We start from the raw sequence: 12,950 nt of genomic DNA, 5'->3' as shown, positions 1-12,950 counted from the left end.
CAAACGCCACCTTTCGGAGGAAGCCCATGACCGACACCCCCAAACCCCGCATGACGACGACGGCCGGCGCGCCTGTCGCGTCCAACAGCACCAGCCAAACGGCCGGCAACCGCGGCCCGGTGCTGCTGCAGGATTACCAGCTGATCGAGAAGCTGGCCCACCAGAACCGCGAGCGTATCCCGGAGCGTGTCGTGCACGCCAAAGGCTGGGGCGCGTTCGGTACGTTCAAGGTCACGAACGACATCACCCATCTGTCGGCCGCCAAGGTCTTCGACACCGTCGGCAAGACGACCGAAGTGCTGACGCGCTTCTCCACCGTTGCGGGCGAGCTGGGCGCGGCGGATGCCGAGCGCGACGTGCGCGGCTTCTCGGTGAAGTTCTACACCGAAGAAGGCAACTGGGACATCGTGGGCAACAACACCCCGATCTTCTTCATCCGTGACGGCATCAAGTTCCCCGACTTCATCCGCACCCAGAAGCGTCACCCCAAGACGAACCTGCGTTCGCCCGAGGCGATGTTCGATTTCTGGGCCGCGCAGCCCGAATCGGTGCACCAAGTCACGATCCTGATGTCCGACCGCGGCATCCCGGTGAACCCGATGCACATGCACGGCTACGGCAGCCACACCTTCTCCGTGTGGAACAAGGACGGCGTGCGTCACTGGGTGAAGTTCCACTGGCGCTGCCAGCAGCCCATCCGCAACTACACCAACGCCGAAGCCCAGAAGATCATCGGCGAAACGCGTGAGAACTATCAAGAAGACCTCTACAACGCGATCGACGAGGGCCGTTTCCCGAAATGGAAGCTGTGCATCCAGGCGATGCCGGAAGAGGACGCGCTGAACGTTCCCTACAACCCGTTCGACCTGACCAAGGTGTGGCCGCATTCCGACTACCCGCTGATCGAGGTCGGCGAGATGGAGCTGAACCGCAACCCCGAGAACTACTTCGTCTACATCGAGAACGCCGCGTTCTCGCCGTCGAACGTGGTGCCGGGCATCGGCTTCTCGCCGGACAAGATGCTGCAGGCGCGGATCTTCTCCTATGCCGACGCGCACCGCTACCGTCTGGGCACCCATTACGAAGCCCTGCCGGCGAACGCGCCGAAATGCCCGGTCCATCACTACCACAAAGATGGCTCGATGCGGTTCTTCACGAACGATTTCGGCAACCCGGACGCCTATTACGAGCCGAACCAGTACGGTGGCCCCTCGGCCGATGTCAGCGTGCAGGAACCGCCGCTGAAGATCTCGGGCGATGCGGACCGTTACGACCAACTGGAAGCGGATGCCGACTACGTCCAGCCGCGCGCCCTGTTCAACCTGCTGCCGCAGGATGAGAAGCAGCGCCTGTTCGACAACATGGCCGCCGCAATGGGCCCGTGCTCGGAGCCGGTGGCGGAGCGTTGGCTCTCGGTGCTGGCGAAGGTCCACCCGGACTACGCCGCCGGTGTGCGCGCCTCGCTGAAGAAAGACAGCGACGTGAACGCGATCTCGGTCACGGACGAAACGAAGGTCGACACCACCGAGTGACGACGACCGAAGGGGGGCCGCACGGCCCCCCTTCTTCCTATCCGATCATGGGGCGGGAAAGTTCGGCGTAATGCCGGCGTAGCCGCTCCAGCCCGATGCGCAGGACGACCTTGCCCGACCGGGCGGCCCAGCCCATCCGCTTCTCGCACGGCTCCAGCCCCTCCAGATAGCAGCAGACCCGCAGCACCACGTCCCCCAGACCGGGGCCGAGGTCGCGCAGAGCCGCCGCCACCCGCCCCCGCGCCGTCGTGGCCGGAAACGGCGCCGATGCCATATCCAGGAACCCTTCCCAGACGGGGGCCGGGGCCGCATCCATCTGCGCCAGTTCGAAATCCTCGCGCAGGCGCTCGGCGGCGGCCACGAGTTCGGCCGACAGGAAGGGCTGGCCGTCCTTGTCCCGCCGCCGCCCCATCTGCGCCACCGGCGTTTCCACCGGCAGGATACGCGGCGGCTCGGCCCGGTTCCAGTCGAAGGCGGCGGGCGCCTCCGCCAGTCCGGCCCCTTGGCGCAGATGATGCCGCCCCTGCGGCGTCAGGCCATAGGTGCTGATCCGTCCGGCCTTGCGGCAGGCGATCCAGTCCTTCAGCACGAACGCCTCCGCCAATTCGCGGGCGACGACGGCAAGGCGCGCCGTCTCGCCCCCCGGCAGTTCGCGCAGGACCACGGCCTTCTCCATCTCGGGGGCGAAGGCCAGAAGCGTGCCGGGTTCGGCCAGACGGCGCAGGATGCGCTGCGCCTCCATTTCCAAGGTGGTTTCGGACGGGGGGAACGGGACCATGGCGGCCTCCTTCGGGCAATGGGGGCCGAGGCGCGAAAGCGCGGCATCGGTCAGTGGATCGTCGCGGTGGGTTTCGATGCGGCGGACATGGCGCAGCACGGTGGAGGGGTGCACCCCCTCGCGGCGGGCCAGCACCCGCAGCGACACCCCCGCCACCGTGTGATCGAGATAGAGCCGCACCGCAGCCGGAAGCCATTCGGGGTATCGCGGAATGATCGGCCGGAGCGGACCCATCCTGTTTTTCCTTGCCTTCGCCCGAATGGGCCTTAGTTGCGCCACAATTGAGATTTCATCAATAAGGGTTAGCGGAGTCTTAACCGCGCCCCCGATCCTGCATATTTATCTAAAATTGTTAAAAGCAGCTGGGGCCTGCGCGCGGAGATCCCCGCCTTGGCGCAACACCGCCCGAAACCGTGCATCCTTGTGTCTGCCTTAATGGAGACACGAACATGACAGACATTCGCGCCACCCTCGCCACCCTTTCCCGCCCGCGGCTTCTGGTTCGGGCCGCGCGCATGGGTGTCGCCGATTATCGGCGCGACCGCGATCTGCGCCGCCTGACCGGGACGACCGGCACCGATTCGCCCCTGCCCCACCTCTTGGAACAGGAAGAGCGTCTGGAAGAGACGCGCCGCCGGGGATGCGCCTCCTATTCGGCCATGCGCCATGTCGAGGTGCTGATTGCGCTGATGGCCGAGGCCCGCATGCGCCCGCCCCTGCGCGTGATCCCTTGCCAAGCAGGGCCTTTGACCCTAATGGCGGGACATGACCCAGCATGACCGCCTTCTCATCATCGACTTCGGTTCGCAGGTGACGCAGCTGATCGCGCGCCGCCTGCGCGAACTGAACGTCTATTGCGAAATTCACCCGTTCAACAAGGTGGACGACGCCTTCCTTGCGGAGTTCGCGCCCAAGGCGGTGATCCTGTCGGGCGGGCCGTCCTCGGTCTTTGCCGAAGGGGCGCCGATGCCGCCGAAGGGCGTGTTCGACCTCGGCGTGCCGATGCTGGGCATCTGCTACGGCCAGCAGGTCATGATGCATTGCCTTGGCGGCAAGGTGGAACGCGGCCACGGCACCGCCGAATTCGGCCGCGCCTTCGTCACCCCGAGCGAGGAGCGCATTCCCCTGCTGGAAGGCTGGTTCGGCGATGCCGACGGGCGCGAGCAGGTGTGGATGAGCCATGGCGACCACGTCTCGGCGATCGCGCCGGGCTTCACCGTGCACGGCACCTCGCCCAATGCGCCCTTCGCCATCACGGCGGACGTGTCGCGCAACTTCTACGCCGTGCAGTTCCACCCCGAGGTGCACCACACCCCGCGCGGTGCGAAACTCTACGAGAATTTCGTGAAGCTGGCCGGCTTCTCGGGCGACTGGACGATGGGCGCCTACCGCGAAGAGGCGATCCGCCGCATCCGCGAACAGGTCGGCGATCAGAAGGTGATCTGCGGCCTGTCGGGCGGCGTCGATTCCTCGGTCGCGGCGGTGCTGATCCACGAAGCGATCGGTGATCAGCTGACCTGCGTCTTCGTCGATCACGGCCTGCTGCGGCAGGGCGAGGCGGAGCAGGTCGTGACCATGTTCCGCGACCATTACAACATGCCGCTGATCCATGCCGACGAAAGCGAGCTGTTCCTTGGCCAGCTGGAGGGTCAGTCGGACCCGGAAACCAAGCGCAAGATCATCGGCAAGCTGTTCATCGACGTGTTCCAGAAGCACGCGGCCGAAGTGGGCGGCGCGACCTTCCTTGCGCAGGGGACGCTCTATCCCGACGTGATCGAATCGGTCTCCTTCTCGGGGGGGCCGTCGGTCACGATCAAATCGCACCACAATGTCGGCGGGCTGCCCGAAAAGATGGGCCTGAAGTTGGTGGAACCGCTGCGCGAGCTGTTCAAGGACGAGGTGCGCGCCCTTGGCCGCGAACTGGGCCTTCCCGACAGCTTCATCGGCCGTCACCCCTTCCCCGGCCCCGGCCTTGCGATCCGCTGCCCCGGAGAGATCACCCGCGAAAAGCTGGAGATCCTGCGCAAGGCCGACGCCGTCTATATCGACCAGATCCGCAAGCACGGCCTCTACGACGAGATCTGGCAGGCCTTCGTCGCCATCCTTCCCGTCCGCACCGTGGGCGTGATGGGCGACGGGCGCACCTACGATTTCGCCTGCGCCCTGCGCGCGGTCACGAGCGTGGACGGCATGACGGCGGACTATTACCCGTTCAGCCACGATTTCCTCGGCGAGACGGCGACCCGCATCATCAACGAGGTGCAGGGCATCAACCGCGTGACCTATGACATCACGTCCAAACCGCCCGGCACGATCGAGTGGGAATGACCCACGGCCCGTATCCGGACCTGCTGAAGCCCGCATCCTTGCGGGCTTTTTGCTGCGCCGACGTTCACATTCCGCCCAAGGGATAGGCAGAGGCCTGCAAAATGCGGGCATCGCCCTAAGAACATAGGCCGATTGCCCCCCGGTGCCTTGTGGCCCTGCGTCCCATCTGCCAGCCTGAACGCATATCGGGATATTTCCGAACGGCATTCACGCCTCGCCTGACACCGCGCTATCGCGGCATGTCGGCGAGGCGTTTTGCGTTCCGGCCCCCGGCAAACTGCGGATGTGGCGATGAACAAACGGATCGAACTCGGCCTTCTCTATTCCCGTTCGGGAAGCTACGCCCTCATCTCCGAGGCGTGCCGGACCGGGGCGCTGAACGCGATCGCCGAGATCAACGCCGATCCCGCCATCCCGCTGACCTTCGCTCCGATCGAGCGTGATCCCGGCGGCAATATCGACGCCTATGCCCCCCTGTGCGAAGAGATCCTGCGCGACAGCGGCGCGCGCCATGTCATCGGCTGCGTCACTTCCTGGAGCCGCAAGGAAGTCATCCCGGTGCTGGAGAAATTCGGCGGCACCCTTTGGTACGCCATCCCCTACGAGGGGTTCGAGGCGTCCGATCACATCGTCTACACCCATGGCTGCCCCAACCAGCATCTGCTGCCGCTCCTCGGGTGGGCCTTTGCGCGGCGGGGGCGGCGCAGCTTCCTGATCGGCTCGAACTACATCTGGGGGTGGGAGATGAACCGCCTTGCGCGCGAGGTGATCTGCGCCGCCGGCGGCGAGGTTCTGGGCGAGCGGTATCTGCAACTCGGCTCGCTGGAGATCGACCGGATGATCGCCGAAATCCGGGCGACGCGCCCCGATTTCGTGCTGAACAACCTGATCGGCCCGTCACAATACGCCTTCCTTGCCGCCTATCACCGGCTTGGAGAGGAAGACCCCTATTTCCATGCCGAAACCTGCCCCATTCTGTCCTGCAACCTGACCGAATGCGAGATGCCCGCCATCCTGCCCGCCGCCGCCGAGGGGTTGGTGGCCGCAGGCCCCTATTTCCGCGGGGCCCCCGGCTGGCCCGAGGGCGCGGCGCGGGGCTTCGGCTCTTCGCACGAGGCGGCGGCATGGTCGGCGGTGCACCGATTGGCGCGTCTTCTGTCGGGGCATGAGGGGGCGGAGACGCAGGGCCTCTCGCGCCTTTTGGCCGAGGCGCCGGGCGGCCCGGAGGGGATCGACCTTGCCACCCATCACACCGCCCTTCCCGTGCGGATCGCGCAATACGAACGCGGCGCCTTCGCCATCCGCGAGGATGTCGGCACCGTGGCCGGGGATCCCTATCTCGCGCATGGGCGCGGCGGGGCGGTCCCCCGCCCCCCACGGCTGAGGGTGGTGTCATGAAGCGCAAGATCTCCATGCCGAACCTCGGCGGCGCGCACGCCTATATCCTGCACCGCCCGCACCCCACCGTTCAGGCGCTGGAGCGGCAGTTGCGCGCCATCGGCCTGACCGTGATCCACTGCTGGCCGGACCTGCCCCCCGAGGCGCTGTCGGGCGATTTCGTGTTCTTCGACGCCGATCAGGGCCATGACGAGCAATTCCCATGGGCCGCCGGGGCCAGCCCGATGCCGATGATCGCGCTGATCGGGTCCGAGGCGCCGGGCCGGATCGAATGGTCGCTGGAAGCAGGCGCCCATGCGCAATTGCTGAAGCCGGTCGGCGATGGCGGCGTCTATTCGGCGCTGCTGATCGCGCGCATGGCCTTCGAGGCGCGCCGCACCCTTTCGGCCGAGATCGCCGATCTGCGCCGCCGCCTCGACGAACGCCAGACGGTGGTGCGGGCCGTCACGCTGCTGGCCGCGCGCGGCAAGGACGAGGCGCAGGCCTATGACCAGCTGCGCCAGATGGCGATGGCGTGGCGCGTCACCTTCGAGGATGCCGCGCGCCGCATCGTGGCCAATCACACGGAACAAGGGGGGCATGATGACCAACGCGACCATCGCTGACGTGCCGATACGGCCGCAAGGCGCGCTGCGCCGCCTGCTGCGCCGCAAGCTGGCGCTGCTCGGCTTTGCGATCATCGCCGTGGTGACGCTGGGGGCGATCTTCGCGCCGCTGATCGCGCCCTTCGCGCCGCAGGAACAGATGTTCGACGGCCTGACGCTGGAAGGCGCGCCGATGCCGCCGGGCGGGACGTTCTGGCTGGGCACCGACCTGCTGGGCCGGGATCTCTTCTCGCGCATCCTTTATGGGGCGCGCACCTCGCTGATCATCGGCGTCGTCGCGAACGGGCTGGCGCTGCTGATCGGGACGCTGATCGGCGTCACCGCGGGCTATTTCCGGGGCTGGGTCGGCGCGGTCCTGATGCGCTTCACCGATCTGATGATGGCCTTTCCGGCGCTGCTGCTGGCGATCTGCCTCGCCGCGATCTTCACGCCGTCGCTGTGGATCGTCGCGATGGTGATCGCGCTGGTGAACTGGGTGCAGACCGCGCGCGTCGTCTATACCGAAACCTCGGCCTTGGCCGAGCGGGAGTTCATCGCCGCCGAGCGGACGCTGGGCGCCGGAACCCTGCGCATCCTCCTGCGCCATGTGCTGCCGCATCTGGTGCCGATGATCATCGTCTGGGGCACGCTGGGCATTTCCACCACCGTCCTGCTGGAGGCGACGCTGTCCTATCTCGGTGTGGGCGTACAGCCGCCGACGCCCAGCTGGGGCAACATCATCTTCGAGAACCAGACCTATTTCCAGGCGGCCCCATGGCTCGTCTTCATTCCGGGCGCGGCGATCCTGCTGCTGGCGCTGTCCTTCAATCTGGTGGGCGACGCGCTGCGCGACGTGCTCGACCCGACGCAGCGGGGGCGTGACTGATGCTGGCCTATCTCTTCCGCCGTCTGGTGCAGGCTGCCTTGATCCTGCTGGGCGTGTCCTTCATCACCTTTCTGCTGCTCTATGTGCTGCCCGCCGATCCGGTGCGCCAGATCGCGGGCCGTTCGGCCACGCCCGAAACGGTGGCAAACATCCGCCATCAGCTTGGCCTCGATCAGCCCTTCGTGGTGCAGTACGGGCGCTATCTGATGGGGCTGCTCCAAGGCGACATGGGCCGCAGCTACTTGCAAAAGACCGAGGTCGCCTCGCTCATCACGGCGCGGCTTCCGGCGACGCTTCTGCTGATGCTCGGGGCCATCGCGGCCGAACTGGCCCTTGGCCTGACGCTGGGCATCATCGCGGCGATCCGGCGCGGCGGAACGCTCGATCAGTCGCTGATGATCACCTCCTTCGTGGCGGTGTCGGCGCCGCAATTCGTGGTGGGGCTGCTGCTGCTCTATGTCTTCGCGGTCCGGCTGGGCTGGTTCCCGATCGGCGGCTATGGCGGGCTGTCCCATCTGGTGCTGCCGGCGCTGACGCTCGGGATCATGGGGTCGGGCTGGTACAGCCGGATGATGCGGTCCTCGATGATCGACGTGCTGCGCTCGGACTATATCCGCACGGCGCGGGCCAAGGGGCTGGGGCGCGCGCGGGTTCTGGCGCTGCACGCCATGCCCAATGCGATCCTGCCGATCATCGCCATGATCGGGATCGACATCGGCATCTTCATGTCCGGCATCGTCGTGGTGGAAAGCGTCTTCGGCTGGCCCGGCATCGGACAGCTGGCATGGCAGGCCATTCAGCGCGTGGACATTCCGATCATCATGGGCGTCACGCTCGTATCGGCCTGCGCGATCGTGCTCGGCAATCTGCTGGCCGATCTCGTCACCCCCTTCATCGATCCGCGCATCAAACTGCGCTGATCGCAACACCGGACCCCGGACCAACCGGGGACAGACGGAAACACGGTCCAACAGCTGGAGTATATCCCAAATGAGCCTGATGAAGAACATCCTCGCCACCAGCGCCCTGTCGCTGTCCCTCGGTCTCGGCCCGGCGGGCCTTGCCGCTGCGCAGGACTATCAGCCCGATCCCAACGCGCAGGAGGGCGGCGACATCATCGTGACCTACAAGGACGATGTCGCAACGCTGGACCCGGCCATCGGCTATGACTGGCAGAACTGGTCCATGATCAAATCGGTCTTCGACGGGCTGATGGATTATGTGCCCGGCACGACCGAATTGCGCCCCGGTCTGGCGGAAAGCTACGAGATTTCCGAAGACGGCACGGTCTATACCTTCACGCTGCGCACGGGGGTGCGTTTCCACAATGGCCGCGAGATGACGGCCGATGACGTGAAATACTCGCTCGACCGGGTGACGGACCCGGCCACCCAATCGCCGGGCGCGGGCTTCTTCGGCTCGATCAAGGGCTATGACGCGGTGGCGGACGGATCGGCCAGCGGCCTCGAAGGGGTCAGCGTCGTCGATCCCCGCACCGTTCGGATCGAACTGTCGCGCCCCGATGCCACCTTCCTGCATGTGATGGCGCTGAACTTCGCCTCGATCGTGCCGAAGGAGGCGGTGGAGGAATATGGCAGCGATTTCGGCAAGCATCCCGTCGGCACCGGCGCCTTCGCGCTGGAGGATTGGACGATCGGCCAGAAGCTCGTCTTCCGCAAGAACGCCGATTACTGGCGCAGCGGCGTGCCCTATCTTGACAGCATCACCTTCGAAGTCGGGCAGGAACCGATCGTGGCCCTGCTGCGCCTGCAAAAGGGCGAGGTGGACGTGCCCGGCGACGGCATCCCGCCCGCGAAATTCAACGAGGTGATGAGCAATCCCGACGAAGCCGCGCGCGTGGTCACGGGCGGGCAGCTGCATACCGGCTACATCACCCTGAACGTGAACATGCCGCCCTTCGACGATGTGGAGGTGCGGCAGGCGATCAACATGGCGATCAACAAGGATCGCATCGTGCAGATGATCAACGGGCGCGCCACGCCCGCGAACCAGCTGCTTCCGCCCTCCATGCCCGGCTATACCAAGGATTACGACGGCTATCCCTTCGATCCCGAAAAGGCCAAGGAGATGCTGGCCGAGGCCGGTCTGCCGGACGGTTTCGACACCGAACTCTATGTCATGAACACCGATCCGAACCCGCGCATCGCGCAGGCGATCCAGCAGGATCTTTCGGCGATCGGCGTGCGGGCCGAGATCCGGGCGCTGGCGCAGGCCAATGTCATCGAGGCGGGCGGCACACCGGACACGGCTCCGATGATCTGGTCGGGCGGCATGGCATGGATCGCCGATTTCCCCGATCCGTCCAACTTCTACGGGCCGATCCTTGGGTGTGCGGGCGCGGTCGAAGGCGGCTGGAACTGGTCGTGGTACTGCAACCCCGATCTGGACGCGATGGCGGCCGAGGCCGATTCCATCACCGACCCCGCCCGTCAGGACGAACGCCTGCAAAAGTGGTCCGATGTCTACATGAAGGTGATGGAAGACGCCCCTTGGGTCCCCGTCTTCAACGAAAACCGCTACACCATGAAGTCGGCCCGGATGGGCGGCGCGGATGCGCTCTACGTCGATCCGGTCTCCATCCCGGTGAACTACGATTACGTCTACGTCACGGAGTGAACACGCATGTGCAAAGCCTGCGATTACACGATCCACGGCGCACAGCACCATTTCGGCTGGGACAACTCGCTTGTCCCGGCCAGAACGGTGGCCCCCGGATCGACCATTGAATTCCACTGCCACGACAGTTCGGCCGGGCAGCTTGGGCCGTCCTCCACGGTGGCGGATGTGACGGCCCTCGATTTCGGCAAGATCAATCCCGTCTCGGGGCCGATCCATGTCGAAGGGGCGATGCCGGGCGATGTGCTGAAGGTGACGATCGACAGCTTCACCCCGCGCGAACAGGACGGTTCGGCATGGGGCTGGACGGCGAACATCCCCGGTTTCGGGCTGCTGGCCGATCAGTTCAAGGATCCAGCGCTAACCATCTGGAAATACGACGCCGCCGCGCCCGACAAGGCGCTGTGGGGGACCGAGGGGAAGGTCGCGTTGAAGCCGTTCTGCGGCACGATCGGGGTCGCCCCGGCCGAGGCGGGCCTGCATTCCATCGTTCCGCCCCGCCGCGTGGGCGGCAATCTCGACATCCGCGATCTGGCTGCGGGCACCGTGCTCTATCTGCCGGTCGAGGTGGCGGGGGCGCTCTTCTCGGTCGGGGATACCCATGCCGCGCAGGGCGATGGCGAGGTGTGCGGCACGGCCATCGAAAGCCCGATGAACTGCGTCCTGACGCTGGATCTGATCCGCAACGAGCCGCTGAAATTCCCGCGCTTCACCACGCCCGGCCCCGTCACGCGCCATCTGGATACGGCCGGGTACGAGGTGACGACCGGCATCGGGCCCGACCTCATGTCGGGGGCGCGCGATGCGGTCGCGGGGATGATCGATCTTCTGTGCCGCACGCGCGGAATGTCGGCGGTCGATGCCTATATGCTCGTCTCCACCTGCGGCGATCTGCGCATTTCGGAAATCGTGGACATGCCGAACTGGGTGGTCAGCTTCTACTTCCCGCGAAACGTGTTCGAATGACGGGGGTGGATGACGGGGCACCGGTCCTCAGCGTGGAGGGGCTGACCATCTCGGTCCGCGCCGAGGGGCGCGAGCGGGCGCTGGTCAGCGATCTGAGCTTCACGCTGGCGCGCGGGGAAACCATCGCCATCGCGGGGGAAAGCGGGTCGGGAAAATCGCTCACCTCGCTGGCAATCATGGGGCTGCTGCCCCCGCCGGCGCTGCGGGTCAGCGCGGGTGCGATCCGCTTCGACGGCGCGGATCTGAGCGCCCTGCCCGAAGGCCGGATGCGCGCAATCCGCGGCAACCGCATCGCGATGATCTTCCAAGAGCCGATGACCTCGCTGAACCCGATCCTGACGATCGGCCTGCAACTGACCGAAGCGATCCGCGCGCATGAACCGATCTCCAAACGCGAGGCGCAGGCCCGCGCGCTGGAGGCGCTGCGGCGGGTCCGCATCTCCGAGGCGGAGCGGCGCATGCGCCAATATCCGCACGAATTGTCGGGCGGCATGCGCCAGCGGGTGATGATCGCCATGGCGCTGGCGCTGCGCCCCGACGTGCTGATCGCCGACGAGCCGACGACCGCGCTCGATGTGACCGTGCAGCGCGAGGTGCTGGATCTGCTGCGCGATCTGCAACGCGAGATGGGCACCGCGATCATCCTCATCACCCACGATCTGGGTGTGGTGGCCGAGATGGCGCAGCGCGTGATCGTGATGAAGGGCGGCCGCGCCGTGGAGGCCGGCCCCATCGAGCGCATCTTCGCCTCCCCGCGCGAGGAATATACCCGCGATCTTCTGGCCGCCGTGCCCCGCATGGGCGATGGCAGCGGCGCCCCCGCCGCCCGCCCGGACGCAGAGCCGGTGGCCCGTCTGCGCGACGTGACGGTGCGCTTCGACATCCGCGGCGGCATTCTTTCGCAGGTCACCCACCGCGTGCATGCGGTCGAAGGGGTCAGCTTCGACATCCATGCGGGGGAGACGTTCTCCCTCGTCGGGGAAAGCGGCTGCGGCAAATCCACCATCGCCAAGGCGCTGACGGGGCTGGTGCCGCATCAGGGCCGGATCGAGGTGGCGGGCCATACGCTGGGCGGCCTCGATGCCGCGGCGATGAAGGCCATGCGCCGGGATGTGCAGATCGTGTTTCAGGACCCGATGGCCGCGCTCGATCCGCGGATGCGGGTGGGCGATCTGGTGGCCGAACCGCTGGTCATCCACGGGATCGGCACCCGCGAGGAGCGGCGCGCGAAAACGGCCGACCTCTTCGAACGGGTGGGGCTGACGCGCGACCAGCTCGATCGTTTTCCGCACGAATTCTCCGGCGGTCAGCGGCAGCGCATCTGCATCGCGCGGGCGCTGGCGCTGCAACCGCGGCTGATCGTGGCGGATGAAAGCGTCTCGGCGCTGGATGTGTCGGTGCAGGCGCGGGTCCTCGATCTCTTGAACGCGCTGAAACGTGAATTCGGGATCGCTTACCTCTTCATCAGCCACGACATGGCGGTGGTGGAGAATATCTCCGACCGGATCGGGGTGATGTATATGGGCCAGATCGTGGAGATGGGGACGCGGGCGCAGATCTTCGGTGCGCCGTGCCATCCCTATACCAAGCGGCTGATGGCGGCGGTGCCGGTGCCCGAACCCGGCCGCATCCGCGCCCCCTCCCCGCGCCTGTCGGGCGAGGTTCCAAGCCCGGTCCACCCCGTCGGGGCCGGTCCGCAGCGGGTGATGCTGCGCAATGTCGGGGATGGGCATCTGGTGGCCGCGTCCTGAAAAGGGCACCGCATCGCGGCCCCGGGCTTTGGAAAATCTTGCGTGACGCGGGGCGTGCATGGTATGCGCGCCCTGCAACTCCAAGCCGGA

General features: G+C 66.4%; 11 protein-coding genes. 10 read left to right on the top strand and 1 reads right to left on the bottom strand.

Annotated features, from left to right (window positions below; genetic code table 11):
- The first annotated feature begins 26 nt into the window (after positions 1-26).
- Positions 27-1,532, top strand: a complete 1,506-nt coding sequence (locus tag GR316_RS01595; RefSeq protein ID WP_211784331.1) for a catalase — start codon at positions 27-29, stop codon at positions 1,530-1,532.
- 37 nt (positions 1,533-1,569) lie between these two features.
- Here the strand turns inward: GR316_RS01595 and GR316_RS01590 are convergent, their stop codons facing one another.
- Positions 1,570-2,544: a DUF6456 domain-containing protein gene (locus tag GR316_RS01590; protein ID WP_211784330.1), complete on the bottom strand. Its 975-nt coding sequence runs from the start codon at positions 2,542-2,544 to the stop codon at positions 1,570-1,572.
- A 215-nt stretch (positions 2,545-2,759) separates the two neighbouring features.
- On the opposite strand from GR316_RS01590, the gene GR316_RS01585 reads away from it, so the two are divergent.
- The 9 genes from GR316_RS01585 to GR316_RS01545 all read left to right on the top strand — a co-directional run bounded on the left by GR316_RS01585 (position 2,760) and on the right by GR316_RS01545 (position 12,860).
- Positions 2,760-3,089 (top strand): DUF6477 family protein, encoded by a 330-nt coding sequence (locus tag GR316_RS01585; RefSeq protein ID WP_211784329.1) that lies wholly within the window; start codon positions 2,760-2,762, stop codon positions 3,087-3,089.
- Positions 3,076-4,638, top strand: a complete 1,563-nt coding sequence (guaA, locus tag GR316_RS01580) for a glutamine-hydrolyzing GMP synthase (protein WP_211784328.1) — start codon at positions 3,076-3,078, stop codon at positions 4,636-4,638. The genes GR316_RS01585 and guaA overlap by 14 nt, the downstream gene beginning before the upstream one ends.
- A gap of 291 nt (positions 4,639-4,929) precedes the next feature.
- Positions 4,930-6,036: a transporter substrate-binding protein gene (locus tag GR316_RS01575; RefSeq protein WP_211784327.1), complete on the top strand. Its 1,107-nt coding sequence runs from the start codon at positions 4,930-4,932 to the stop codon at positions 6,034-6,036.
- Positions 6,033-6,641: an ANTAR domain-containing response regulator gene (locus tag GR316_RS01570; protein ID WP_211784326.1), complete on the top strand. Its 609-nt coding sequence runs from the start codon at positions 6,033-6,035 to the stop codon at positions 6,639-6,641. The genes GR316_RS01575 and GR316_RS01570 overlap by 4 nt, the downstream gene beginning before the upstream one ends.
- Positions 6,619-7,506, top strand: coding sequence for an ABC transporter permease (locus GR316_RS01565; RefSeq protein WP_211785060.1), 888 nt, complete (start codon positions 6,619-6,621; stop codon positions 7,504-7,506). Before GR316_RS01570 ends, GR316_RS01565 begins: the two co-directional genes overlap by 23 nt.
- Positions 7,506-8,426, top strand: coding sequence for an ABC transporter permease (locus GR316_RS01560; RefSeq protein ID WP_211784325.1), 921 nt, complete (start codon positions 7,506-7,508; stop codon positions 8,424-8,426). The genes GR316_RS01565 and GR316_RS01560 overlap by 1 nt, the downstream gene beginning before the upstream one ends.
- Positions 8,427-8,505: 79 nt before the next feature.
- The gene (locus GR316_RS01555; protein WP_211784324.1) at positions 8,506-10,143 is read left to right on the top strand and encodes an ABC transporter substrate-binding protein; all 1,638 of its coding nucleotides are present in this window, start codon (positions 8,506-8,508) and stop codon (positions 10,141-10,143) included.
- Positions 10,144-10,149: 6 nt separating this feature from the next.
- A complete protein-coding gene (locus GR316_RS01550) occupies positions 10,150-11,109 on the top strand; it encodes an acetamidase/formamidase family protein (protein ID WP_211784323.1) in 960 nt (319 codons plus the stop codon).
- Positions 11,106-12,860 (top strand): ABC transporter ATP-binding protein, encoded by a 1,755-nt coding sequence (locus GR316_RS01545; protein WP_211784322.1) that lies wholly within the window; start codon positions 11,106-11,108, stop codon positions 12,858-12,860. Before GR316_RS01550 ends, GR316_RS01545 begins: the two co-directional genes overlap by 4 nt.
- Positions 12,861-12,950: the final 90 nt, after the last annotated feature.

It is taken from the genome of Falsirhodobacter algicola (assembly GCF_018279165.1).
GTDB classification, from domain to species: domain Bacteria; phylum Pseudomonadota; class Alphaproteobacteria; order Rhodobacterales; family Rhodobacteraceae; genus Falsirhodobacter; species Falsirhodobacter algicola.
This window is presented reverse-complemented; position numbering and strand designations above follow the sequence as displayed.

Coding starts and splice junctions, on each gene's coding strand:
- GR316_RS01570 (WP_211784326.1), top strand. CDS start 6,033: ATGAAGCGCAAGATCTCCATGCCGAACCTCGGCGGCGCGCACGCCTAT.
- GR316_RS01565 (WP_211785060.1), top strand. CDS start 6,619: ATGACCAACGCGACCATCGCTGACGTGCCGATACGGCCGCAAGGCGCG.
- guaA (WP_211784328.1), top strand. CDS start 3,076: ATGACCCAGCATGACCGCCTTCTCATCATCGACTTCGGTTCGCAGGTG.
- GR316_RS01575 (WP_211784327.1), top strand. CDS start 4,930: ATGAACAAACGGATCGAACTCGGCCTTCTCTATTCCCGTTCGGGAAGC.
- GR316_RS01585 (WP_211784329.1), top strand. CDS start 2,760: ATGACAGACATTCGCGCCACCCTCGCCACCCTTTCCCGCCCGCGGCTT.
- GR316_RS01595 (WP_211784331.1), top strand. CDS start 27: ATGACCGACACCCCCAAACCCCGCATGACGACGACGGCCGGCGCGCCT.
- GR316_RS01555 (WP_211784324.1), top strand. CDS start 8,506: ATGAAGAACATCCTCGCCACCAGCGCCCTGTCGCTGTCCCTCGGTCTC.
- GR316_RS01590 (WP_211784330.1), bottom strand. CDS start 2,544: ATGGGTCCGCTCCGGCCGATCATTCCGCGATACCCCGAATGGCTTCCG.
- GR316_RS01560 (WP_211784325.1), top strand. CDS start 7,506: ATGCTGGCCTATCTCTTCCGCCGTCTGGTGCAGGCTGCCTTGATCCTG.
- GR316_RS01550 (WP_211784323.1), top strand. CDS start 10,150: ATGTGCAAAGCCTGCGATTACACGATCCACGGCGCACAGCACCATTTC.
- GR316_RS01545 (WP_211784322.1), top strand. CDS start 11,106: ATGACGGGGGTGGATGACGGGGCACCGGTCCTCAGCGTGGAGGGGCTG.